The 22,733-nt window shown below is 71.9% G+C and carries 20 protein-coding genes, 1 pseudogene and 1 riboswitch; of the genes and pseudogenes, 11 read left to right on the top strand and 10 right to left on the bottom strand.

Going from position 1 to position 22,733, the window contains the following annotated elements; genetic code table 11:
* Positions 1–208: 208 nt before the first annotated feature.
* The 4 genes and pseudogenes from QQA02_RS10410 to QQA02_RS11675 form a co-directional block, all read right to left on the bottom strand.
* On the bottom strand, positions 209–1,786 hold the full coding sequence (locus tag QQA02_RS10410) for an ABC transporter ATP-binding protein (RefSeq protein WP_284775435.1): 1,578 nt from the start codon (positions 1,784–1,786) through the stop codon (positions 209–211).
* Positions 1,786–3,369, bottom strand: a complete 1,584-nt coding sequence (locus QQA02_RS10405; protein WP_284864244.1) for an ATP-binding cassette domain-containing protein — start codon at positions 3,367–3,369, stop codon at positions 1,786–1,788. Before QQA02_RS10405 ends, QQA02_RS10410 begins: the two co-directional genes overlap by 1 nt.
* A gap of 319 nt (positions 3,370–3,688) precedes the next feature.
* On the bottom strand, positions 3,689–4,414 hold the full coding sequence (locus QQA02_RS10400; protein ID WP_284864243.1) for an MFS transporter: 726 nt from the start codon (positions 4,412–4,414) through the stop codon (positions 3,689–3,691).
* Positions 4,415–4,436: 22 nt separating this feature from the next.
* Positions 4,437–4,643, bottom strand: a pseudogene (locus tag QQA02_RS11675) (MFS transporter); the annotation flags it as partial.
* A 34-nt stretch (positions 4,644–4,677) separates the two neighbouring features.
* Between QQA02_RS11675 and QQA02_RS10395 the strand changes: the two are divergent.
* Positions 4,678–4,800, top strand: a complete 123-nt coding sequence (locus tag QQA02_RS10395; RefSeq protein WP_284864242.1) for a hypothetical protein — start codon at positions 4,678–4,680, stop codon at positions 4,798–4,800.
* A gap of 204 nt (positions 4,801–5,004) precedes the next feature.
* Positions 5,005–5,490: a phosphoribosyltransferase gene (locus QQA02_RS10390; RefSeq protein ID WP_284775441.1), complete on the top strand. Its 486-nt coding sequence runs from the start codon at positions 5,005–5,007 to the stop codon at positions 5,488–5,490.
* 4 nt (positions 5,491–5,494) lie between these two features.
* Here QQA02_RS10390 and QQA02_RS10385 read toward each other — a convergent pair whose 3' ends face one another.
* Positions 5,495–6,718 carry an NAD(P)/FAD-dependent oxidoreductase gene (locus QQA02_RS10385; protein ID WP_284864241.1) on the bottom strand — a complete coding sequence of 408 codons (1,224 nt, stop codon included), beginning with the start codon at positions 6,716–6,718 and terminating at the stop codon, positions 5,495–5,497.
* A gap of 21 nt (positions 6,719–6,739) precedes the next feature.
* The gene (locus QQA02_RS10380) at positions 6,740–8,035 is read right to left on the bottom strand and encodes an SAM-dependent methyltransferase (RefSeq protein WP_284864240.1); all 1,296 of its coding nucleotides are present in this window, start codon (positions 8,033–8,035) and stop codon (positions 6,740–6,742) included.
* 136 nt (positions 8,036–8,171) lie between these two features.
* Here QQA02_RS10380 and QQA02_RS10375 point away from each other — a divergent pair, with 136 nt between their 5' ends.
* The 5 genes from QQA02_RS10375 (at position 8,172) to pflA (ending at position 14,894) form a co-directional block, all read left to right on the top strand.
* On the top strand, positions 8,172–9,572 hold the full coding sequence (locus tag QQA02_RS10375; protein WP_284864239.1) for an NAD(P)/FAD-dependent oxidoreductase: 1,401 nt from the start codon (positions 8,172–8,174) through the stop codon (positions 9,570–9,572).
* Between the two features lie 33 nt (positions 9,573–9,605).
* Positions 9,606–9,699, top strand: a riboswitch (TPP riboswitch).
* A gap of 36 nt (positions 9,700–9,735) precedes the next feature.
* Positions 9,736–11,301: a bifunctional hydroxymethylpyrimidine kinase/phosphomethylpyrimidine kinase gene (locus tag QQA02_RS10370; RefSeq protein ID WP_284864238.1), complete on the top strand. Its 1,566-nt coding sequence runs from the start codon at positions 9,736–9,738 to the stop codon at positions 11,299–11,301.
* Between the two features lie 260 nt (positions 11,302–11,561).
* Positions 11,562–13,673, top strand: a complete 2,112-nt coding sequence (locus QQA02_RS10365; RefSeq protein WP_284864237.1) for a pyruvate formate lyase family protein — start codon at positions 11,562–11,564, stop codon at positions 13,671–13,673.
* A 53-nt stretch (positions 13,674–13,726) separates the two neighbouring features.
* Positions 13,727–13,978, top strand: a complete 252-nt coding sequence (gene grcA2, locus QQA02_RS10360) for an autonomous glycyl radical cofactor GrcA2 (protein WP_284864236.1) — start codon at positions 13,727–13,729, stop codon at positions 13,976–13,978.
* Between the two features lie 40 nt (positions 13,979–14,018).
* Positions 14,019–14,894, top strand: coding sequence for a pyruvate formate-lyase-activating protein (gene pflA / locus QQA02_RS10355; RefSeq protein ID WP_284775455.1), 876 nt, complete (start codon positions 14,019–14,021; stop codon positions 14,892–14,894).
* On the opposite strand, the gene QQA02_RS10350 is transcribed toward pflA, so the two are convergent.
* On the bottom strand, positions 14,891–15,475 hold the full coding sequence (locus tag QQA02_RS10350) for a class I SAM-dependent methyltransferase (RefSeq protein ID WP_284775457.1): 585 nt from the start codon (positions 15,473–15,475) through the stop codon (positions 14,891–14,893). The two genes, pflA and QQA02_RS10350, sit on opposite strands and share 4 nt — an antisense overlap.
* A gap of 48 nt (positions 15,476–15,523) precedes the next feature.
* On the opposite strand from QQA02_RS10350, the gene QQA02_RS10345 reads away from it, so the two are divergent.
* On the top strand, positions 15,524–16,594 hold the full coding sequence (locus QQA02_RS10345; RefSeq protein WP_284864235.1) for a magnesium and cobalt transport protein CorA: 1,071 nt from the start codon (positions 15,524–15,526) through the stop codon (positions 16,592–16,594).
* Positions 16,595–16,597: 3 nt separating this feature from the next.
* On the opposite strand, the gene QQA02_RS10340 is transcribed toward QQA02_RS10345, so the two are convergent.
* Together QQA02_RS10340 and QQA02_RS10335 are read right to left on the bottom strand one after the other, a co-directional pair.
* Entirely contained in the window at positions 16,598–17,368 is a 771-nt protein-coding gene (locus tag QQA02_RS10340) for a DeoR/GlpR family DNA-binding transcription regulator (RefSeq protein WP_284864234.1), read from the bottom strand.
* 11 nt (positions 17,369–17,379) lie between these two features.
* Positions 17,380–17,760, bottom strand: a complete 381-nt coding sequence (locus tag QQA02_RS10335; RefSeq protein ID WP_284864233.1) for a hypothetical protein — start codon at positions 17,758–17,760, stop codon at positions 17,380–17,382.
* A gap of 287 nt (positions 17,761–18,047) precedes the next feature.
* Between QQA02_RS10335 and QQA02_RS10330 the strand changes: the two genes are divergently transcribed.
* Positions 18,048–19,247 carry a saccharopine dehydrogenase family protein gene (locus tag QQA02_RS10330; RefSeq protein WP_284775462.1) on the top strand — a complete coding sequence of 400 codons (1,200 nt, stop codon included), beginning with the start codon at positions 18,048–18,050 and terminating at the stop codon, positions 19,245–19,247.
* Between the two features lie 33 nt (positions 19,248–19,280).
* Here QQA02_RS10330 and QQA02_RS10325 read toward each other — a convergent pair whose 3' ends face one another.
* A complete protein-coding gene (locus QQA02_RS10325) occupies positions 19,281–19,715 on the bottom strand; it encodes a PaaI family thioesterase (protein WP_284864232.1) in 435 nt (144 codons plus the stop codon).
* A gap of 104 nt (positions 19,716–19,819) precedes the next feature.
* On the opposite strand from QQA02_RS10325, the gene gnd reads away from it, so the two are divergent.
* Complete coding sequence (gene gnd / locus QQA02_RS10320) at positions 19,820–21,301, top strand: NADP-dependent phosphogluconate dehydrogenase (protein ID WP_284775466.1); 1,482 nt, start codon at positions 19,820–19,822, stop codon at positions 21,299–21,301.
* 70 nt (positions 21,302–21,371) lie between these two features.
* Positions 21,372–22,727, top strand: a complete 1,356-nt coding sequence (locus tag QQA02_RS10315) for a DEAD/DEAH box helicase (protein ID WP_284864231.1) — start codon at positions 21,372–21,374, stop codon at positions 22,725–22,727.
* Positions 22,728–22,733 lie beyond the last annotated feature (6 nt).

Raw genomic sequence — 22,733 nt, 5'->3', positions numbered from 1 at the left:
GGCCCGGGGTGAGGCGAATCGGGCGGCCTATAACGAGGAGATCGGTTACGACCCGGCAGCCCCGGTGCCGTTCTGAGTCGATCCCGTTCCAAGGGCCCCTGCCCGGCGGCGTCTGCGGCCGGCTGAGGGGAAGCACCACACGACCGTGGGGTCGGTCGCCGACAGCGACCGACGGGACGTCGGAAATTGAAGGAGAGGAGGGGAGCGGTCAGTGACCCGGACGATGAGGAGTCGCCTTGGGGCGGCCGGCGATCTCGAGCACGTCGTCGACGTGGACGAGGGCGCTGCGGCGGTGCGCGACGACGATAACGGTGACGTTCTTCAGGCGCGCGAGCATATCCGTCAGCTCCTTCTGGCCGAGCGCGTCCTGGTGGCTCGTGGCCTCGTCGAGGATCAGGATCCGCGGCGAACGCGCGAGCACCCGGGCGAGGCCGACGCGCTGCTGCTGGCCGCCGGAGAGTTCCTCGGCCTGGGCGTCGAGGGCGATCTCGCGGGCGTGCGCGGCGACGAGGGCACGGCGGGCGTCCTCCTCGCCAAGGTCGGGCTGACCCATGCGCAGGTTCTCGAGCACGCTGCCGCGCAGGATCGCCGGCGACTGCTCGACGAGCCCGACCGCGGAACGCAGCTGGCGGGTGGCGACCTGCCGGACGTCGACCTCGCCGTCGGCGCCCGTGAGCACCACGCGGCCAGCCTGCGGGTCCAGCTGACGCACGAGGGCCGAGACCAGTGTAGACTTGCCGCCGCCCGAGGGGCCGACGACGCCGAGGCTGCCGCCGGCGGGCACCTCCAACGAGAGATCCGCGACGATCGGGCCGTGTCCATAGCCCAGCGAGACCGACTCGAGGCGCAGGCCGAGGGGTCCGGCGGGAAGCGGGCGGGGATCCTCGGGCTCGGGGATCTCGACGGGTCGGTCGAGCTCGTCAAAGTAACGGCGCGCGGAGCCGAGGGTGATCGGCAGGATGCGCGCGAAGCCCTCGACACCGTCGAAGACGGGACCGAGCGCGAGCACGACGGCGGCCGCGGTCAGGCTGCCGGTCGCCCACCACATCAGCCCGGCGCCGAGCCAGGGCCAGATGGTCGCCAGGCCACGGCGCAGGCCGTTGACCACGCCCGTCGCGGTGACGTCGCGGGACAGCCGGTCCTCGACCTCGGCGAGGCCGCGCAGGCGGGCCGGCCCGGCGCCCAGCGAGGCGATCTCCTCGCGGCCGCGGGCGTCCTCGCTCATGCGCTGGGCGATCTCACCGCGCAGCGCGGACTCCGCGCCGCGGCGGCGGATGAACGGCAACGCCCAACCGAGCGCGAGGCAGGCGACGAGCACCACGACGGCACCCGCACCCGCCGCCGGGTCGACGACGGCCCAGATGAGCGCGGCGACGGTGGCGATGGCCGCGCAGATGGTCGGCGAGATCGTGTGGGCGAAGAAGACCTCGATGACGCCGATGTCTCGGGTGGCGACCGCCATCACCCGCCCGCCGGCGGCCCCGCCGGGCGCGGCACCGCGGGCGACCAGCGCGTCGTAGAGGCCGACGCGCATGTCCGCGAGCAGGCGGAACGCCGCCGAGTGGCCGCAGACCTGCTCGGCCCAGCGGCAGCCGGCGCCCACCAGGGCGAAGAAGACCATGCCGAGGATGAAGCCGCCGAGGCCGAAGTCCGGGCGCGTCGAGTAAACCCAAGCCGGGAAGATGATCAGCCCCGCGGTGCCGGACTGGGAGAGGACACGGAAGACGGAGCAGGCGGACAGCCGCCCGCCGGCGCGGGTGGCCAGACGGAGAAGTCGGGCGATCATCAGTGGGCCTCCTCGCTGGAACGGGCCGCGTCCAGGAACGCGGCGGGGTCGGTCAGCTCGCCGTCGACGACGGCGACCACGGCGTCGGCGTCCGCGGTCTCGCTGACCCGGTGGGTGACCTCGATGATCGTGGCCCCCGTCGACTTCGCCGTCGCGCGCACCGCGGCGGCGGTGCCCCAGTCGAGGTTCGCGGTCGGCTCATCGAGGAGCAGCACGCCGGCGCCCTGCAGCAGGCCGCGGGCGATGGCCACTCGGACGGTCTCGCCGCCCGAGAGTGCGCGGCGCTCGGAGATCGGCTGGTCGAGGTCGAAGTCGAGCCCGACGGCCTCGGCGACCTCGCGAAGACGGGCCGGAGGGTACCCGTGACCTGAGAGATCGAGGTTCTCCGCCAGCGTTCCGGTGAAGAGCACCGGCCGCTGCGGGACGTAGCAGCACACGGCGGCGAGCTCCTCGCGCGAGGCCGCCCGCCCGTCGACGAGGACCTCGCCCTCGACGGACAGCAGGCCCCCGAGAGCGAGCAGCAGAGTCGACTTGCCCGACCCGCTCGGCCCCACCACCGCGAGGTGCGAGCCGGCGGGAACCTGCAGGTCAGAGACTCCGAGCACGGTGCGCTCGCCGCGGTCGACGCGCAGGTCACCCACGGTGACGGAGGGCGCGGCGGTGAGCTGCGGGACGTCGGCAATCTCGGGCTGCGAGGAGGTGCCCAGCAGCGCCCGGATCTTGCGCAGCGAGGCCTTGCCGGACGCGCCGGTGTAGAACGTGCGGCCCATGTCGTTGACCGGCACGATGACCAGGCGCGCGAGCAGAACGCAGGCCAGCGCCTGGGCGGGGGAGAAGGTCCCCGAGCGCAGCAGGACGAGGCCCGAGGCGGCGGCGACGGTCATCGTGGCCAGGCCGAACGCGCCGTCGGTGACCAGGATCATGACCTGGTTGCGGTAGAGCAGCCCCATGACCTTGCTGCGCATGTGCTCGGCGAGCCCGGCGATCTGGGCGCGGCGCTGCGCGGTCGCGTCGAGGATCAGCGCGCTGCGCAGGCTGCGCACGCCGGCCAGGAACGCGCCGGCGAGCATGCCCGAGGACCTCCCGTAGGCGGCGCCGGCACCCTTGAGGCCGCGTACGGCCCAGGCGACGAGGATCGGCACCATCAATGTAGTGAGGAGCAACAAACCGGCGACGGGCCACGAGAGGCCGAGGCCGATGAGAAGGAGGACGCACAGCGGGGCGACGGCGGCGGCGACGAGAGGCCCGAGGAAGGTGACCGTGTAGACGGAGGCCTTCTCGGCGGCCGCGGTGGCGGCCTGGATGAGGTCGGCGTCGTCGTCGCGGTCCAGCTCGAGGTTCGCGGCGGCGAGCTCGGTACGCCAGCGGCGTTCCTGGGCGGCGCGCAGGCGGTCCGGCAGGATCTGTTCGAGCGCGGCCATCGCCACGGCGAGCGCCAGGACGACGGCCGCGACGGTCACGCGGGTCGGGTCGGCGCCGTGGTCGATTATCGAAGCGCCGGCAAGGATGACGCCGCCGAGCGCGGTGATACGCGCGGTGATGACTCCGGCGAGGAGCCATCCGAAAGTGGGAATGTCGTGCACGGAAGTCAGTGTAACCTTAGTTCGTTGCTGCTCTGTAACGGCGCTCCGGCGCGGTGGCACTCACGGGCTTCTGCGGTCGGATATTCCGTTTATTTTTGTCACAGTGACGTAACGCGGGTGAGTGTCCGGTCGTGGGCGAGTGGGGCATCTGGGGCCGTTTTCGGGGTTTCCGGGAGATTGACGACGTCCCAGTGGCCCGCGCGGGCGGTTCCGTGTCGGGTTGGCGGGTTCGAAGGGCTGAGGCGATGTCTCGGGGCGGATGGGATGGAATGGAGCGAGGCGCGACTGAGGCGGGCGGGAGCGCGTTGAGTGCCGGCGTTCAGTGCCCGGAATGCCGGCAGGCGCCAATCACCGCACGTAGAAGACCCACTCTCCATAATGGTCCGATAATGTACATTATGTCATTTCGGCTTGGTGGCCGCTCTCCGCCCAGTACCATGACCGTCACCACGATCTGCGGGATGACGGTGCCGGCCAGATACGCCGGGACCGTCGCAAGGCCCAGCATCCGCACCAGAGCCGAGAACGCGGCCCCGCCGGCCATCTGGATGAAGAAGAACAGTCCCGCGGCCACGCCCGGGTAGTCGAGCTCGAGGCCCAACAGGCCCGCCTGGGTGAACGGGATCGTCGCCCCGACGCCGATGAAGGTGACCGCCATCGCCACGACGACGGGCACGGGGCGCTGCGTGACACCGAGCGCCGCGAGCACGAGCGCGCCGGCGACGCCCACCGCGCCGGGGCCCAGCCCGCGGACGACCGCCCGGGAGGCGTCGGAGGAACGCTTAACCAGCATGCTGCCCGAGAGATACCCGAGCGCCGGCACGGCCATCAGCGCCCCGTAGGCCACCGGCGACTGCCCCATCAGGTCCTGCAGGATCGTCGTCGAGGAGCTGACGAACCCGAAGTAGGTCATCCACACCAGCGAGGTCGCGCCCGCGTACCAGCGGAAACTCCCGTTCGTGAGCGCCTGGCCGATGGCCGCGGAGAACTGACGCGGCGAGGGCAGGCGCGGGTTGTCCGCCCCTGCCCCGCCGAGCATGAGCATCAGCGGGGACGAGAGCCACGGCGAAGACGGCCAGCACCAGGAAGAGCGCCCGCCAGTCGAGCACCTGGGCCGCCAGTCCCCCGACCAGCGGCGACAGCGACGGCGTGAGCGAGATGACCATGGACATCGAGGTCAGCACGCTGATCCGGCGGTCGGCCGGGTAGCGGCGCTGCACGATGATCCGGCACAGCACCGTCGTCGACGTCCCGCCCAGGGCCTGGACGAACATGCTCACCGCGTAACCGACCATGTAGACGGTCAGCGTGGCCTCGACGGCGGCGACCGAGGTGCCCAACTCCCCCGCGATCGCCGTGTTCGACGGGTTGGCCAGCGTCAGCCCGAGCTGCGGGACCATGACGACCAGGAGCAGGATCCAGGCCGCCTGAGGCGGTGTGCGGTTCGGGGCCACGCTGCGACCCTCCCTTTGCCGGGAATATGGGACGGGCGTCACACTAGCACCGCGGCGCCGGCGCGAGACCCGCGACCCGCGGGAGGACCCGGGCGCCTCTCCCTAACCTCTCCCCTGACTCTCCCCCGGTGTCCGCCGAGCCGAGCGGTCACATTCCGGTGCCGACCGCTAAACTGACTGCATGGCTGAAGAGCGCGAGAATCTGACCTACGAACGATTCGGGACCGCGGTGCGCGAACTCGCCCGCCAGGTGCTCGAGGAGTACCAACCCGACGTCATCCTCTCCATCGCCCGCGGTGGCCTGCTCATCGGCGGCGCCCTCGGCTACGCGATGGACATCAAGAACGTCTCGGTGATCAACGTCGAGTTCTACACCGGCGTCAACGAGCGCCTCGAGCAGCCCGTGATGCTCCCCCCGACCCCGAAGGCCGTCGACCTGACCGGTATGAAGGTCCTCATCGCCGACGACGTCGCCGACACCGGTGAGACGCTGCGCCTGGTCCAGGACTTCTGCGCGGCCACCGTCGCCGAGTCGCGCACCGCGGTCATCTACAAGAAGCCCCACTCGGTCATCGAGCCGGACTTCGTGTGGAAGGAGACCGACCAGTGGATCAACTTCCCCTGGTCGGTCCTGCCCCCGGTCACCTCGGACGTCGAGAAGCCGTAGCTCCTCAAGCGCCCGGCGTGATCCGGTCCTCGAGGTCCGCCGGGCCGATCTTGCCGGCCTGCGAGTCGGCGATGGTCTCGAGCGCCGTGCCCACGGAGTCCCAGGTGTTCCAGTTGAGCACGCCGCGCACCTCGTGGCCGTCGAGGTAGTAGACCACGGCGGCGGTGTGGGCGTCGTTCCAGAACTCCCGGGTCTGAAGCTGCGTGTCCAGCAGGCCGACGGCCTCGTAGCCGTCGTCGAAGAGGTCCGAGAAGAACATTGGGGTGTCCGTGTACTCGGTGTGCGTTCCGGCCATGTTCGCCCCGGCCGTCTTGCCGGTGCCGCCGGCGTTCACCACGTGCTCCACGCGGCGGCGCCCGAAGAGCCCGTCCGGGAAGGCGGCGATGTCGCCGGCCGCCCAGACGTCGACGGCGCTGGTCGCCATGGTCGCGTCCACGCGCACCCCGCCCGCGGCGGTCTCCAGGCCCGCGTCGGCCGCCAGCTCGACGGCGGGTTCCGCGCCCAGGGCGAGCACCACGACGTCGGCAATCACCGTGCGTCCGTCCTCGGCGAGGACGGTCGGGCGCTCGGGGTCGGCGACGTCAATCTTCTCCGCGCGGAAGCCGGACTCGAGGGTGATCCCCTTGCCGCCGTAGACCTCGGAGACGTGCGTGGCGATCGAGTCGGGCAGCATGTGGGCGAGCAGCTTATCGTCCGGGAAGCAGAGCGTGACCTCGGCGCCGACGGCGCACAGCCCCGCCGCGAGCTCGGAGCCGATGTAGCCGCCGCCGACGACGGCGACCTCGGTGCCCTCGCTGACCAGCGAGCGCAGGGCGACAAAGTCCTCGGTCTCGCGCAGCGTGAGCACGCGCGGGCTCTCCGGCTGTCCCGGCAGGCGCCGCGCCCGGGAGCCGGTGGCCAGCAGGAGCCGGCCGTAGGAGATCTCGCGCCCCTCGACGGTGACGGTGTGGCGCTGCGGGTCCAGCGCGGTTGCGCGCGCGTCATTGACGACGGTCGCGCCCGTGCGCTCGGTGCCCAGGTAGACGTCGGCGAGTTCCTTGTCGGGGTTCATCCAGAGCGTCTTCGAGAGCGCCGGGCGGCCCACCGGCGGGTGCTGCGAGCCGTTGACGACGAGCACCTCGGTTTCGGGGGCGGCGTCGAGGATGGCGCGGACGGCGGCGTCGGCTGCCTCGCCCCCGCCGACGATGACGTGCGGGTAGGAGTCCTTCAGCTGTGAGACATCGGTCATGGGACCGAGTGTAGGCGCACCTCAGCGCCGGCCGCGGCGGTGGCGGTGCACGGCGGTCAGCTGCACCAGGTCGAGCATGCCGAGGTCGACGAGCGCGCGGCGCAGCGCGAACTGGTAGCGCCACAGACGCCGGAAGACGGCGTCGAAGCCCTCGGCGGCGGCCTCGCGGTGGTGCGCGGCGAAGGTCTCCTCCTGCAGGCGCAGGGTCTCGCCGAGGTGCGAACCGAGGTGACGCTCGGCGAGGACGCGCAGCGCCGAGCCGCGATCGAAGCGTCGGTAGAGGTCGGTCAGCAGCGGGTAATCGAGCGCGGGCCACAGGTAGGCGCGCAGCGGGTCGAGCGCGCGGCGGGCCGTCGCCGTGGTCTTGTCGGTGGCCACCACGGTCTGCATGGCCAGGCGCCCGCCGGGGGCGAGCAGGTGGTCGACGGCGGTGAGGAAGGCCGGGCGGTCCCTGGCGGAGAGCTGCTCGTAGCGCTCGACGGAGACGACGGCGTCGTAGCGGCCGCGCCAGCCGACGGGCACGGCGGAGTCGATGAGCTCGGTGGCCACGGAGTCACGCACGCCGGCCAGGGTGAGCTGCTCGACGGTGGCCTCGAGGTGGGCGCGGTCGGCGGTGAGCGTGTCGACGGTCGCGCGGCGCTCGGCGGCGGCGACGGCGAGCGTCGAGCCGGTGCCCGGGTACTCCAGCAGATGGGTGCCGGGGTGGCAGTCCACGGCGTCGAGCAGGAGCTCGAGCGCGCCGCGCTGGGCGGGGCCGAGGTCCGGGCGGGCGACGTCGACGGGCGCGGAGTGCTCGGTGACGTCGACGAAGTGGCGGGCGGGCTCGTCGCCGTGCCCGGCGCCGCGCACGAAGGACTCCACGGCGGTGCGCACGGTCGTCGGCACCCCGGAGCTGAAGGCGCCCGCGGCGAAGGTGACCTGGTCGCCGGAGCTGAACTTGACCAGCTCGGCAGGCAGCTCGGCGCCCTGGTAGTCGCCGGGCTCGACGCGGGGGCGCGCGCCAACGGCCGGGCGGTAGCCGGCCGAGACCAGGGCGCGCAGGACGGACGAGAGGTCGTCGGCGCGCCACTCCCCCGCCATAAAGGACTCGGCCAGCCCCAGCCAGCCGGAGGCGCCCAGGCGGGCGAAGAGCTCCTCGTGCTCGACGACGAGGTCCGGGGAGCCGGCGGGGTCGAGGGAGAGGCCGGCCTTCGCGCAGGCGTCGGCGAAGCGCGCCTCCGCGCGGCGGGCCCGGATGCGGGCGGCGGTGCCGACGGGGACGCGGGCGACCCCGGGCCAGCGGCCGGGGTCGATGCTCTCGAGATGCTCGCTCGTCATGACGTGTCAGAGGTTACCCGGCGAGAGGCCCGCCACGCGTCCGGCGCGCGCGTGTGACCCCACCGGGGTGTCGCGGGAGTGAGGTGGGTCTATCATTACGCCGTGCATGAAAGCTGAACCAGAGGAGCATTGCCGCATGACTGAACAGCCGTACCGCCCGGCCGGCGGCCGCCACCACGTCGTCATCATCGGATCGGGCTTCGGCGGCCTGTTCGCCACCCGCGAGCTCGATGGGGCGAACGTGGACGTGACCTTGATCGACCGGAACAACCACCACCTGTTCCAGCCGCTGCTCTACCAGGTGGCCACGGGCATCCTGGCCTCCGGCGAGATCGCGCCGCAGACCCGCCAGATCCTGGCGAAGCAGGACAACGCCTCGGTGGTCGAGGGCGAGGTCGTCGACGTCGACACCGAGAAGCAGACCGTGACCACCGTGCTCGGCGACTACCGCCGCACCTACGAGTACGACTCCCTGATCGTCGCCGCCGGCGCCGGTCAGTCCTACTTCGGCAACGACCACTTCGCCGAGTTCGCCCCGGGTATGAAGACCATCGACGACGCCCTCGAGATCCGCGCCCGCGTGGCCGGTGCCTTCGAGCGCGCCGAGCAGACCGACGACCCGGCCGAGCGCGAACGCCTGCTGACCTTCGTCGTCGTCGGCGCGGGCCCGACCGGCGTGGAGCTGGCCGGCCAGCTCGCCGAGATGGCCCACCGCACCCTGGCGGGCGCCTACCGCAACTTCTCGCCGAACTCCGCGAAGATCGTGCTGCTCGACGGCGCGCCCCAGGTGCTGCCGCCCTTCGGCAAGCGCCTCGGCCGCAAGGCCCAGCGCCAGCTCGAGCGCCTCGGCGTCGAGGTCAAGCTCAACGCCATGGTCAACAACGTCGACGAGAACTCGGTGACCTACCACTCCGGCGACGCCGACCACACCATCGAGACCTACACCAAGATCTGGTCCGCCGGCGTGGCCGCCTCCCCGCTGGGCAAGCTCATCGCGGACCAGGCGGGCGCCGACGTCGACCGCGACGGTCGCGTGCAGGTCAACGACGACCTGACTGTGGGCGACCTGGACAACGTCTTCGTCGTCGGCGACATGATGGGCAAGGACCGCCTGCCGGGCGTGGCCCAGGTGGCCATGCAGGGCGGCGAGTACGCCGCCGAGCAGATCGCCGCCGAGGCCGCGGGCCGCGACAAGTCCGCCCGCGAGCCCTTCGAGTACTTCGACAAGGGCTCGATGGCCACCGTCTCCCGCTTCTCCGCCGTGGTGAAGATGGGCAACGTCGAGGTCGCCGGCTTCATCGGCTGGGTCCTGTGGCTGGCGGTGCACGTGATGTACCTCGTCGGCTTCCGCAACCGCTTCGTCGCGGCCTTCTCCTGGGGCCTCAACGCGATCTCGCGGCACCGCTGGAACCTGGCGACCACCTCGCAGCAGATGCACGGGCGCACCGCCCTGCGAAAGCTGACCGAGCTGTTCGACCCGAAGGACACGGACAGCCCCATCGAGGTGCGCGACTCCGCGCAGTACCCGAACCTCTGACCCGGAGGGACGTTGTGCGCTGCTAGGGTGGCGTCCAAGACAACGGGGTGCCCCGCCAGGGGCTGAGAACACACCCGTGGAACCTGCTCTAGCTCGCACTAGCGGAGGGATTGTCTCCTCGACGCGCGCGGGCCGGGGCCTTCGATTAGGAAGGACACCGCCCATGGCCAGCACACAGATCCCCACCGTCCTCGCGATCGCGGGGACGGACCCCACCGGGGGCGCGGGACTCCAGGCCGACATCAAGGCGATCAGCGAGACCGGGGCGTTCCCGCTGAGCGTGGTGACCTCGCTGGTCGCCCAGAACACCTGCGGCGTGCGCGAGGTGCACACCCCGCCGGTCGAGTTTCTCCTCGCCCAGCTCGACGCCGTCTTCGACGACGTGCGCGTCGACGCCGTCAAGATCGGCATGCTCGGCACCGCCGAGGTCACCGAGGCCGTGACGGACTACCTGGACGCCCACCCCGTCAAGACGCTGGTGCTCGACCCCGTCATGGTGGCCACCAGCGGCGACCGCCTGCTCGACTCCGCGGCCGAGGCCGCACTGCGCGAGCTGTGCCGCCGCGCCACCGTGATCACCCCCAACCTTCCCGAGCTGGCCGTCCTGGCCGGGGAGCCCGAGGCGCAGGACCTCGACGCCGCCGCCGCGCAGGGGGCGAGGTTGGCCGCCGAGCTGGGCTGCGCGGTCGTCGTCAAGGGCGGGCACCTCAGTGAGGAGCGCGCCGACAACGTCTGGGTCTCCCCCGACGGCGCCACCCACCCCGCGCCCACGGCGCGGGTGGCCACGCGCAACACGCACGGCACCGGCTGCTCGCTGTCCTCCGCGCTGGCCGGGCGCCTGGCCGCCGGCGACGAGCCCGCGGCCGCCCTGGCCTGGGCGACCGGCTGGCTGGCCGAGGCCATCGGCTACGCCGACGCACTCGGCATCGGCACCGGCAACGGGCCCGTCGACCACACGCACCGCTCGCGGCGCCTGGCCGCCGCGGCGTCGACCACGCCGTGGCCGGAGCCAGCCGCCGTCCCGGAGGTGCTCGAGACCCCGGAGGACCTCGACGCGCTGGCCGCAGAGGGACTCGAGGCGCGCATCGCCGCCGTCGGTCCCTGGACCGCCGCGCTGTGGCGGGCCGCCGCCGGGGTGGCCGAGGCCGCGACCACCGGCGAGTTCGTGCGCCGGCTCACGGGCGGCTCGCTGGCCGAGGCCCAATTCGACTTCTACCTGCACCAGGACAAGCTCTACCTGGACGACTACTCCGAGGCGCTGGCCGAGGTGGGCACGCGCACCCCCACGGGCGAGGACCGGCTGGCCTGGTTCCACGACGCCGCGGAGACCATCGAGACCGAGGCCGCGCTGCACCGCGCCTGGTTCCCCGAGGGCGGCGCCGACGCCGAGGACCCCTCCCCCGTCACGCTCGGCTACACCAGCTTCCTGCGCGCCACCGTGCGCTCCGAGGAGCCGTGCGTCGGCGCCGCCGCCGTGCTGCCCTGCTACTGGCTCTACTCGGAGATCGGGCTGCGCATGGCCGACCACATCCGCGCCGACCACCCCTACCGCGCCTGGCTGGAGACCTACTCCGACGAGGGCTTCATCACGCAGACGAAGGCCGCCATGGCCCGCGTCGAACGCGCCCTGGCCGCGGGCTCCCCGCGCGGGCGCGCGCGGGCCGTGCGCGCCTTCCTGAACTCCTGCCACTGGGAGCGGGAGTTCTTCGACCAGGCGTCCCGAGCCTGACCTGCGGCGACGCACGGCGGTGTGAGGTGGGAAAGTCACCGCAGGCAAAATGACGTGTCGCGCCTTAAGGTCCGACCATTGCGGTGTACACTGAGCTGTGGTAATCACCCGCACCGCCAGTGCGGCCGTGAGCCCGCGGGTCAGAGTCCCGCGGAAGAGACTGCATAGGCAATCTGATTGACACGCGCGGGAGCGTGAACACCCCGTCTGGCCACCGTCACACCCGGCCCACGCCCTCGCCCGGAAGGATGTGTGCCCACGTGACCACCACGACCGCCCCGGACGAGACGTCCTCCGCCTGGGCCGGCTTCACCGCCGGCGACTGGCAGGACGAGATCGACGTCCGGGACTTCATCCAGCGCAACTACACCCCCTACGACGGTGACGCCGGTTTCCTGGCCGGGCCCACCGACAAGACCCGCAGGGTGTGGGACCACCTCGAGGAGAAGTACCTCTCCGTCGAGCGTGAGCGCCGCGTCTACGACGTCGACACGAAGACCCCGGCGGACATCGACGCCTTCCCCGCCGGCTACATCTCCGAGGACGACGACGTGGTCGTCGGCCTGCAGACCGACGTCCCGCTCAAGCGCGCCATGATGCCCTTCGGCGGCTGGCGCATGGTGCAGACGGCGATCAAGGAGGCCGGCAAGGAGGTCGACCCGGACGTCCGGGAGATCTTCACCCGCTACCGCAAGACCCACAACGACGCGGTCTTCGACATCTACACCCCGCGCATCCGCGCCGCGCGCTCCTCGCACATCGTCACCGGTCTGCCGGACGCCTACGGCCGCGGCCGCATCATCGGCGACTACCGCCGCGTCGCGCTCTACGGCGTGGACCGGCTCATCGAGGAGAAGCAGCGCGCCAAGGACTCCGTGGCCGACAAGCCCTTCTCCGAGCACTGGGCGCGCTACCGCGAGGAGCACGCGGAGCAGATCAAGGCGCTCAAGAAGCTCAAGCACATGGCGGAGATGTACGGCTTCGACATCTCCGGGCCGGCGACCACGGCCCAGGAGGCCGTGCAGTGGACCTACTTCGCCTACCTCGGCGCCGTGAAGTCCCAGGACGGCGCGGCCATGTCGATCGGGCGCCTGTCCGCCTTCTTCGACATCTACTTCGAGCGTGACCTGGCCGCCGGCCGGATCACCGAGGAGGACGCCCAGGAGATCATCGACGCGCTGGTGATCAAGCTGCGCATCGTGCGCTTCCTGCGCACCGAGGACTACGACCAGATCTTCTCCGGCGACCCGTACTGGGCCACCTGGTCCGACGCCGGCTTCACCGAGGACGGCCGCAACCAGGTCACCAAGACCTCCTTCCGCCTGCTGCAGACCCTGCGCAACCTGGGCCCCGCCCCGGAGCCGAACATCACCGTCTTCTGGGACCCGGAGCTGCCGGAGGGCTACAAGGAGTTCTGCGCGGCGATCTCCATCGAGACCTCCGCGATCCAGTACGAGTCCGACAGGCAGATCCGCGAGCAGTGGGGCGACGACGCCGCCATCGCCTGCTGCGTCTCGCCTATGCGGGTGGGCAAGCAGATGCAGTTCTTCGGCGCCCGCGTCAACGCCGCCAAGGCGCTGCTCTACGCGATGAACGGCGGCCGCGACGAGGCCACCGGCAAGCAGGTCACCGAGGAGGGCCTCTTCTCCCCCATCACCACCGAGGGCCCGCTCGACTTCGACGAGGTCTGGCAGAAGTACGAGGAGATGCTCGACTGGGTGGTGGGCACCTACGTCGAGGCGCTCAACATCATCCACTACTGCCACGACCGTTACGCCTACGAGGCCGTCGAGATGGCGCTGCACGACTCCGACATCGTGCGCACGATGGGCTGCGGCATCGCCGGCCTGTCGATCGTCGCCGACTCGCTGTCCGCCATCAGGTACGCGAAGGTCACCCCGGTGCGTGACGAGACCGGCCTGATCGTCGACTACGTCACCGAGGGCGACTTCCCCGTCTACGGCAACGACGACGACCGCGCCGACGACATCGCCGCGACCGTGGTCTACACCGTCATGGAGAAGATCCGCCAGATCCCGCTCTACCGCGACGCGATCCCGACCCAGTCGGTGCTGACGATCACCTCGAACGTCGTCTACGGCAAGGCCACCGGCGCCTTCCCGTCCGGCCACGAGGCCGGCGCCCCGTTCGCGCCGGGCGCGAACCCGGAGAACGGCCTCGACAACCACGGCATGGTCGCCTCGATGCTGTCGGTGGGCAAGCTCAACTACGAGGACGCCCTCGACGGCATCTCGCTGACCAACACCATCACCCCCGCCGGCCTCGGCCGCAACCGCGAGGAGCAGGTCAACAACCTGGTCGGCGTGCTCGACGCGGGCTTCGTGATGAACCCCGAGCGGTGCGCGAACTGACTTCCCCGTCCCCTGATCCCCTCAACCACCCCGCATCCCTGAAGGAGCCAACCATGACCGCCCCCACCTTCGACGAGCGCCAGGCCGCGATGAAGGCCGCCCGCACCGAGGCCAACCAGGACGCCGGCCTCTACCACGCCAACATCAACGTCCTCGACGAGTCGACCCTGACCGACGCGATGGAGCACCCGGAGAACTACCCGAACCTGACGGTGCGTGTCTCCGGCTACGCCGTCAACTTCGTCAAGCTCACCGAGGAACAGCAGCGCGACGTCATCTCGCGCACCTTCCACCACTCCAGCTAGACAGCACCGCTGGCAGCAGCCCAGCTAGAAAGGCCTTCCCGTGGCCAACGACGGCATCTCCGGAGTCGTCTCCCTCGAACCCGAGGCGGGCGAGCGGGTCCGCGGCGCGGCCGCCGGGCTCGGCGTGGGCCTCGAACTGCCCGAGAGCGAGATGGACCGCGCCCAGCTCCTGGAGGCCCGGCGCACCGGCGAGGTCGCGCTGGTCCACTCCTGGGAGCTGGTCACGGCCGTCGATGGGCCGGGCACCCGCCTGACCGTCTTCCTCTCCGGCTGCCCGCTGCGCTGCCTGTACTGCCACAACCCGGACACGATGCAGATGCGCACGGGCACCCTGGAGTCGATCGACGACATGGTGCGCAAGGTGCTGCGTTACAAGGCGGTCTTCCGCGCCTCCGGCGGCGGGCTGACGATCTCGGGCGGCGAGCCGCTCTTCCAGATCGCCTTCACCCGCCGGCTGCTCGCCGAGGTGCACGCCGCCGGGGTGCACACCTGCGTGGACACCTCCGGTTTCCTCGGCGCGCGCCTGCGCGACGAGGACCTCGCCAACGTCGACCACGTGCTGCTCGACGTGAAGTCCGGCGACCCGGAGACCTACCGCAAGGTCACCGGCCGCGACCTGGCCCCCACCATCGCCTTCGGCGACCGGCTGGCGCGGCTGGGCACGACGGTCTGGGTGCGCTTCGTGCTCGTGCCGGGGCTGACCGACGACCCCGACAACGTCGCCGAGGCGGCCGACATCGTCGCCCGCTGGGACAACGTCGAGCGCGTCGAGGTCCTGCCCTTCCACAACATGGGCGCGGACAAGTGGCACGAGCTCGACCTGCACTACACCCTCGACGGCGTCAGCCCGCCGAGCGAGGAGTCGCTGGCGGCGACCCGGGAGATCTTCCGCTCCCGGGGCCTGACGGTCTTCTAGCGGCGCGCGAGTATCGCGACCAGGAACCCCGACATCGGGGTGTACGGGTCGAGCTGCCAGGACTCGTAGGCGTTCTGCAGCTCGAAGCCCGCGCGCGCGGCGGTGTCCAGGAAGTCCGGCGCCGCCCAGCCGCGGTTGAGCCCGAAGCCGACGAGGAAGCGCCCGCCGGGGCGCAGGGAACGGGCGATGTTGGCCAGCGCCGGCTCGCGGCCCTCCTCGGAGAGGAAGCCCATCACGTTGCCGGCGGAGACCGCCACGTCGAAGTTCCCCTCGGGGATCTCGTCGGTCTCGAGGTCGCCGACCTCGAAGCGCACGTCCGGGAAGTCCTTGCGCGCGTAGCCGATGAGCACCGGGTCGACGTCCGTGCCCACCACGTGGTGGCCGCGGGCGGCCAGGTAGCCGGCCACGCGCCCCGTGCCGCAGCCGGCGTCGAGGATGCGCGCGCCGCGGTCGGCCACGGCGTCGACCAGTCGCGCCTCCCCGTCGATGTCCCGGCCCTCGGCGACGAAGTTGCGCCAGCGGGCCGCGTAGTTCTCCGAGTGCATCGGGTTGGCCTCGGTGATCTGCTTCCAGGTAGCCATGGGCGCTAAGTTTAGTGCTGTCCTGTCCGCCCCGCCCAGGAGGTGCCCGTGCCCAGCGACCGCCGCCCCACCCGCCTGCCCCGGTTCACCACCCGGAGCCCCCGGCCGGCCGGCCCGCCGGTGCCCGCCCAGCGCGCCGTGTCCCACTGCCGCGTCTTCCGCGACGGAAAGCGGGTGGCCGGCGAGTTCACCCCGGCGAGGGCGCGCGCGGAGGTCTCCGAGCGCGGCGGCTTCGTCTGGCTGGCCCTCCAGGAGCCGGACGAGACGCAGATGCAGCAGGTCGCCTCCGAGTTCGGCATCGACGAGCTGATCGTCGAGGACGCCGTCGCCGCCCACCAGCGGCCGAAGGCGGAGCGCTACGACGACCAGCTCTTCCTCGTCGTGCGCCCGGTCGTCTACGCCCGCGCCGAGGACGTCGCCGACTCCCGCGACATCATCTCCACCGCCGAGATCCAGACGGTCATCGGCCGCGACTTCGTGCTCACCGTGCACCACGGCCCCGAGGTGCCGGGGCTCTCGCGCCGCCTCGACGGGGACCTCGAGCTCAACGACCCCTCGCCGCTGTCGCTGGTGTGGGCGCTGACCGACCACGTCGTCGAGCTCGACCGGCAGATCATGGACCGCCTCGAGGACGCCGTCGACCGCCTCGAGGAGGAGGTCTTCGCCCCGGTGCGCAACACCACTATCGAACCGGTCTACCAGTTCAAACGAGAGGTCCTCGAAGCCCGCCACGCGGTCACCCCCTTCACCTCGGCGCTCAAACTGCTCATCCAGAACAACCGCGACCTGATGGACAAGCAGCAGCGCTCCTACTTCCGCGACGTGCTCGACAACACCCAGATCGCCGCCGACTCCACGATGGCGCTCGACGAGCGGCTCTCCGCGCTCATCGACGCCGGCACGGCGAAGGTGAGCATGCAGCAGAACCAGGACATGCGCCGGCTCTCCGCGCTGGTCGGCATGGTCACGGTGCCGACCCTGATCGCGGGCATCTACGGCATGAACTTCGACGACATGCCGGAGCTGCACTGGACCTTCGGCTACCCGCTGGCCCTCGGCCTGATGGCCCTGTCGGTCGCGGTGATCTACTGGTACTGCAAGCGCTCCGGCTGGCTCTGAGAACTACCCGGCGACGTGCAGGCGCACGCCCGCGCCCTCGCACCAGGAGACGAGCTCGGGGTCGGCGGCCTCGGTGACGATGTCGTCGACCACACCGAGCGGGACCAGGAACGAGAAGTCCACCTGGCCGACCTTGCTCGAGTCGCAGGCGACGACGACGCGCCGCGCCGAGCCTATGACCTGCTTCTTCAGCTCGCCCTCGTTGACGTCGCTGACGGTGATGCCCTCGGCGGTGATCCCGGAGATCCCGACGAAGGCGACGTCCACGGTGAAGCGCTCGAGGTTCTCCAGCGCGATCGGCCCGACCACGGACTCGCCGACGCTGTGGTAGCGCCCGCCGAGCAGCGTGTGCCGGATCTGGCCGCGCGGGCCGAGGATCTGCACCACGGGCACGGAGTTGGTCACCACGTTGAGGTAGGTGTCCGGCAGCTCCTCGGCGACCATCGTCGTGGTGGTGCCGGCGTCGACGTAGACGGACTGGCCCTCGCCCACCAGCGCCGCGCAGGCCTTGGCGATGGCGCGCTTCGCCTCGACGTTGACGGTCCCACGGTCGCCGGGGCCGCGGTCGGGGCGCGGCTCGACGGCGATGGCGCCGCCGTGGGTGCGCTTGAGCACCTTGCGCTCCTCGAGGTAGCTGAGGTCCTTGCGCAGCGTCGGCTCCGAGACCCCCATGGGATCGACGAGGTCGACGATGCGCACGCTGCCGCGGCGGCGCACGAGCTCGGCGATGCGGCGGCGGCGTTCTTCGGCGAATTCGGGGCGGTTCTCGGTCACGGTCGCCGACACTACTCGATCACATTCGGAAGCCAGCGGCGCACGGTGTCGGCGGCCACGCCCGTGCCCTCGACGCGTGCGGGCACCCGTGCGGCGGCGCACAGCCGCTTGCCGACGTCGCGCCCCGTCAGGCGGCGGACGACGTCACCGTCGGCGGTGTCCAGCGCGTCCGTCGGCGCCCGGCCGGCGCGCACGGCCGCCCAGAGGGCGGCGAGCGCCCGGCGCGGGTCTCCTACGGGCGAGGTCCAGGGTCCCTCGGGCGCGGGCAGGCGGACGGTGAGCACGCGGACGCGCTCGGGCACCATCCCGGCCAGGCGCAGGGCCTCGCGGTCCCCGACCACGTCGACGCGCACGGCGGGCAGCACGCCGAAGGCGACCAGCTCGTCGCGCACCTCGAGCGCAGCCTCGGCGCAGGCCCGGGCTCGAGGATGACGCTGCGGCGCCCGGGCGGGCCGGCGGCTCCGTCGAGGACGAGGGCGGGCTCGCCGGTGCCCTCGATCCGGTAGTCGGCCAGGGCCGTGATCCTCTTCGTCGCCTGCATCGCGCTCCTCCGCATGCTTCCGTTTGTCGGTTTCACTTGGTTCCGATTCCGAGCGTAACCTTTCGGAAAAGCACCCGCAACAGAACGCGCGCATCCGAAAGTCCCGCGCGCCGGGCGCCGGGCCGATAGGGTGCGGGCATGAGCGACGTGACCGTCTACGGCGCCACCGGCTTCGTCGGCCGGCTGGTCGCCGCGTACCTGACCGAGAACCACCCCGACGTCTCCCTGACGCTGGCCGGCCGCGACCGGGCCCGCCTCGAGGCCGTCGCCGCCGAGCTGGGCGTCGAGGCGGAGATCGCCGTGGCCGACGCCTTCGACCGCGCCGCGCTCGACCGCATGGTGGCCGGAACCGGCGTGGTCATCAGCACGGTCGGGCCCTACCTGCGCTTCGGCGCCGACCTGGTGGCCGCCTGCGCGGCCGCCGGCCGCGACTATGTGGACCTGTGCGGCGAGTCCCCCTTCGTGCGCCGGATGATCGACGCCCACCACGTCGGGGCCGCCGCGAGCGGGGCGCGCGTCGTGCACTCCTGCGGCTTCGACTCGGTGCCCAGCGACCTGGGCATGCTCGCGAACCACCACGCGGCGGACGGCCCCTTCGAGGAGGCCGTCATGGTCGTCCACGACCTGCGCGGCGGGCTGTCGGGAGGCACCCTGGCCTCCATGCGCGGCGTCGTCAATGCCGCCCGCGACGACGCGCGGGTCGCACGCGTCGTCGGCGACGCCCACGGGCTGTGCCCGGACCCTGAGGCGGAGGCCGAGGTGCCGGGGCTTGACGACGACTCCCGCGTGGCCGACCTGGGTGCGAAGGGCGTGCCCGGGCTGGCGCGGGCGTGGGCGGGGCCGTTCTTCATGGCCTCCTACAACACCCGGGTGGTGCACCGCTCGAACGCGCTGCTGGGCCACGCCTACGGCGCCGCACTCGACTACCACGAGTACATCCTGACCGGGCGCGGGCGGCGCGGCCGCGTGCTCGCCGAGGCGCTGCGCGCGGTGACCGGGGCGGCCTTCGCGCTGGCGGCCAGCGAGAGCGCCGCTCCCCTGCTCGACCGGGTGCTGCCCGGCCCGGGCGAGGGCCCGGACGCCGGGGAGCGGGTGGCCGGCGGCTTCGCCGTGGTGCACTCGGGGCGCACGGCCTCGGGGGCGGTCTACCAGACCACGGTGGCCGCCGAGGGCGACCCGGGCTACGAGGTGACCGTCACGATGCTCGCCGAGGCGGCGCTGCACCTGCGGGAGAACCCCGGCGAGGGCGGTGTGCTCACCCCGGCGACGGGACTGGGGCTGGGCTACCTGGAGCGCCTGCGCGGGCGCGGCCTGCGCGCCTACACGCGGCGCTGCTGAGCGCGGCTGAGGTGGGCCCCGGGGGGGGGGAGACTAGTGCTGCACCATCGTGCGCAGCGTGCCGCGGGCGACGAGCCGGTCGCCCTCGGTGCAGGCGACGTCCCACAGCTGGGTGCGGGAGCCCTGCTGGACCGGGGTGACCTCGGCGCGGATCACGCCGTTCTTCACCGCGCTGATGAAATCGGTCGAGTTGTGCACGCCGACGACGAGCTTCCCGGTGAAGACGAAGGCCGCCGTGGAGCCGGCGGACTCGACGAGGCTGGCGTAGACGCCGCCGTGGACCAGGCCCACCGGCTGGCGGTGGGCGTCGGTGACCTCGAGGGCGGCGACCACGCGGTCCGGGCCGATGGCCTCATAGCGGATGCCCAGGGTCCGCTCGAGACCGTGGAGGTAGTCGTTGACCTCGCCGATCTCGGTCTCGGTGAGCGCCGTGTCGTGCGCCTTCTGGAAGAGCTCGATGATTCTCATGGGAAACCACTCAACCACACCCGCCGCGGAAAGGCGCGCACCACACCCCGCAACTCCTGGCAACCGCGCGACCGCCACGCAGGCGCGCCGGTATTGTCGGGGCCATGACCAACGCAGAAGAGACCTTCCCGCAGGCCGCCGAGGGCACCGCCCAAATCGGTGTCGTCGGCCTGGCAGTCATGGGCTCCAACCTCGCCCGCAACTTCGCCTACCACGGGCACACCGTCGCCGTGTTCAACCGCACCACGGCCAAGACCGAGAAGTTCATCGCCGAGCACGGTGACGAGGGCGAGTTCGTGCCGTCCGAGACGATCGAGAAGTTCGTCGCCTCGCTGGAGAAGCCGCGCCGCGCGATCATCATGGTCCAGGCAGGCAAGGCCACCGACGCGGTCATCGGCCAGCTGGCCGACGCCATGGAGGACGGCGACGTCATCATCGACGGCGGCAACGCCCTGTTCACCGACACCATCCGCCGCGAGCGCGAGATGGCCGCCCGCAACCGCCACTTCGTCGGCGCCGGCATCTCCGGCGGCGAGGAGGGCGCGCTCAACGGCCCGTCGATCATGCCGGGTGGGCCCAGGGAGTCCTGGGAGTCCCTCGGGCCGCTGCTCGAGTCCATCGCCGCGCGCGCCGAGGACGGCACCCCGTGCGTGACCCACGTCGGTCCCGACGGCGCCGGGCACTTCGTCAAGATGGTCCACAACGGCATCGAGTACGCCGACATGCAGGTCATCGGCGAGGCCTACCAGCTGCTGCGCTTCGGCGCGGGCCTGGAGCCGGCCGAGATCGCCGACATCTTCACCGAGTGGAACTCCGGCAAGCTCGGCTCCTACCTCATCGAGATCACCGCCGAGGTGCTCCGCCAGGTCGACGCCGAGACCGGCAAGCCGCTCGTCGACGTCATCCTCGACGCCGCCGGCCAGAAGGGCACCGGCCGCTGGACCGTCAAGGAGGCCCTGGACCTGGGCATCCCGACCACCGGCATCGGCGAGGCCGTCTTCGCCCGCGCCCTGTCCTCCTCGCTGGACCAGCGCGCCGCCGCCCAGGGCAACCTGCCCGCCGGCACCCTGAAGACCTTCGAGGACCTGGGCGTCGACCGCGACGAGTTCGTCGAGAAGGTCCGCAAGGCCCTCTACGCCTCCAAGCTGGTCGCCTACGCGCAGGGCTTCGACGAGATCAAGGCCGGCTCCGCCGAGTACGGCTGGGGCGTCAACCCCGGCGACATGGCCATGATCTGGCGCGCCGGCTGCATCATCCGCGCGGTCTTCCTCGAGCGCATCAAGGAGGCCTACGACAACAACCCGGAGCTGACCAGCCTGCTGCTCGACCCGTACTTCAACAGCGAGCTGACCGACCTGGTCGACGCCTGGCGCGACGTCGTCGTCTACGCCACCCGCCTGGGCCTGCCCGCCCCGGTGTTCACCTCCTCGCTGTCCTACTACGACTCGCTGCGCGCCGAGCGGCTGCCCGCGGCCGTCATCCAGGGCCAGCGCGACTTCTTCGGCGCCCACACCTACAAGCGCGTCGACAAGGAGGGCACCTTCCACACGCTGTGGTCCGGCGACCGCAGCGAGGTCGAGGCCTGAGCCGGCCTGAGCCTGCGAGCCCGAGGGACCGCCCTCGGGCCGCACCGCGGGGAGCGCTAGACTCTCCGCGGTGACCTCATTCTCCGATCTCGGCCTGCCCGCACCCGTGGTGCGGGAACTGGGCCGACAGGGCATCACCGAGCCCTTCCCCATCCAGTCCGCCGCGATCCCCGACGCACTCGCCGGGCGCGACGTGCTCGGCCGCGGCCCCACGGGCTCCGGCAAGACCTTCACCTTCGGTCTGCCGATGCTCGCCCGTCTCGGGGGCGCGCCCTCACGCCCCGGCCACCCCCGCGGCCTCATCCTCGCGCCGACGCGCGAGCTGGCCGCCCAGACCCACGAGCGCCTCACCGGCCCCGCCGCCGCGCTGGGCCTGCGCGTCCTCGAGGTCGTCGGCGGCGTGCCCGTCAAGCGACACATCACCGCGCTGGCCGCCCCCGTCGACCTGCTGGTGGCCACCCCGGGGCGCGCCCAGGACCTCATCGACCAGGGCGCGCTGCACCTCGACCACGTCGAGGTCACCGCCGTCGACGAGGCCGACCAGATGTCCGACATGGGCTTTCTACCCCAGGTCCGCCGCCTGCTCGACCGCACGCCGTCCGACGGGCAGCGCCTGCTCTTCTCGGCCACCCTCGACGGGCAGGTCGACTCGCTGGTGCGCGGCTACCTGACCGACCCGGTCACCCACTCCACCGCCCCGGCCGAGGCCGCCGTGGACACCATGGTCCACTACCGCCTGCTCGTCGAGGGCCCCCAGGAGCGCAACGCCGTGGCCGTGCGCATCGCCGCGCGCGCGGGCCGGACCATCATGTTCGCCCGTACCCGCCGCGGGGTGGACCGCCACGTCAAGCGTCTGCGCAAGGCCGGCGTCAACGCCGCCGGGCTGCACGGCGACAAGGCGCAGTCCACCCGCACCCGCGCGCTGGCCGGCTTCGCCGACGGCTCGGTGCCCGTCCTCGTGGCCACCGACATCGCCGCCCGCGGCATCGACGTCAAGGACGTCTCCCTGGTCGTCCACGTCGACCCGCCGGCCGAGCACAAGGCCTACCTGCACCGCGCCGGGCGCACCGCGCGCGCCGGCACCGGCGGCACGGTGGTCACCCTGGTCACCCCCGACCAGCGCGACGAGGTCGCCGGTCTGCTGCGCAAGGCCGGGGTGGCGGCCAGCGACGTGGCGGTCACCCCCGACTCCCCCGAGCTGGTTAGAATCACGGGTGCACGTCAACCGTCCGGCCCGGCCCTGCCCCCGTTCGGGCAGCAGCCGCCGGCCCGCGACACGCACGCCCGGGGCGCCCACGGCGCCCACGGCGGCGGCAAGGGGGGCGCCCGCCGCAACCACCGCGGGCGTCGAAACCCGCGCAACCAGCACGGCGGGCGCGGTCGGCGGGACGTCGGAAATCGAAGGAAGAGACAAGGTGGTTCCTAGGCCCTG

This window comes from Corynebacterium sp. MSK006 (assembly GCF_030232385.1).
Taxonomy (GTDB): domain Bacteria; phylum Actinomycetota; class Actinomycetes; order Mycobacteriales; family Mycobacteriaceae; genus Corynebacterium; species Corynebacterium frankenforstense_A.
Note: the sequence above shows the minus strand (reverse complement) of the source record. Positions and strands in the feature narration are given on the sequence as shown.

Bases quoted from the DNA above. Each gene is read 5' to 3' on its own strand.
- QQA02_RS10380 (WP_284864240.1), bottom strand. From the start codon at position 8,035: ATGACGAGCGAGCATCTCGAGAGCATCGACCCCGGCCGCTGGCCCGGG.
- QQA02_RS10400 (WP_284864243.1), bottom strand. From the start codon at position 4,414: ATGCTCATGCTCGGCGGGGCAGGGGCGGACAACCCGCGCCTGCCCTCG.
- QQA02_RS10410 (WP_284775435.1), bottom strand. From the start codon at position 1,786: ATGATCGCCCGACTTCTCCGTCTGGCCACCCGCGCCGGCGGGCGGCTG.
- QQA02_RS10375 (WP_284864239.1), top strand. From the start codon at position 8,172: ATGACTGAACAGCCGTACCGCCCGGCCGGCGGCCGCCACCACGTCGTC.
- QQA02_RS10370 (WP_284864238.1), top strand. From the start codon at position 9,736: ATGGCCAGCACACAGATCCCCACCGTCCTCGCGATCGCGGGGACGGAC.
- QQA02_RS10330 (WP_284775462.1), top strand. From the start codon at position 18,048: ATGAGCGACGTGACCGTCTACGGCGCCACCGGCTTCGTCGGCCGGCTG.
- QQA02_RS10390 (WP_284775441.1), top strand. From the start codon at position 5,005: ATGGCTGAAGAGCGCGAGAATCTGACCTACGAACGATTCGGGACCGCG.
- QQA02_RS10385 (WP_284864241.1), bottom strand. From the start codon at position 6,718: ATGACCGATGTCTCACAGCTGAAGGACTCCTACCCGCACGTCATCGTC.
- gnd (WP_284775466.1), top strand. From the start codon at position 19,820: ATGACCAACGCAGAAGAGACCTTCCCGCAGGCCGCCGAGGGCACCGCC.
- grcA2 (WP_284864236.1), top strand. From the start codon at position 13,727: ATGACCGCCCCCACCTTCGACGAGCGCCAGGCCGCGATGAAGGCCGCC.
- QQA02_RS10325 (WP_284864232.1), bottom strand. From the start codon at position 19,715: ATGAGAATCATCGAGCTCTTCCAGAAGGCGCACGACACGGCGCTCACC.
- QQA02_RS10350 (WP_284775457.1), bottom strand. From the start codon at position 15,475: ATGGCTACCTGGAAGCAGATCACCGAGGCCAACCCGATGCACTCGGAG.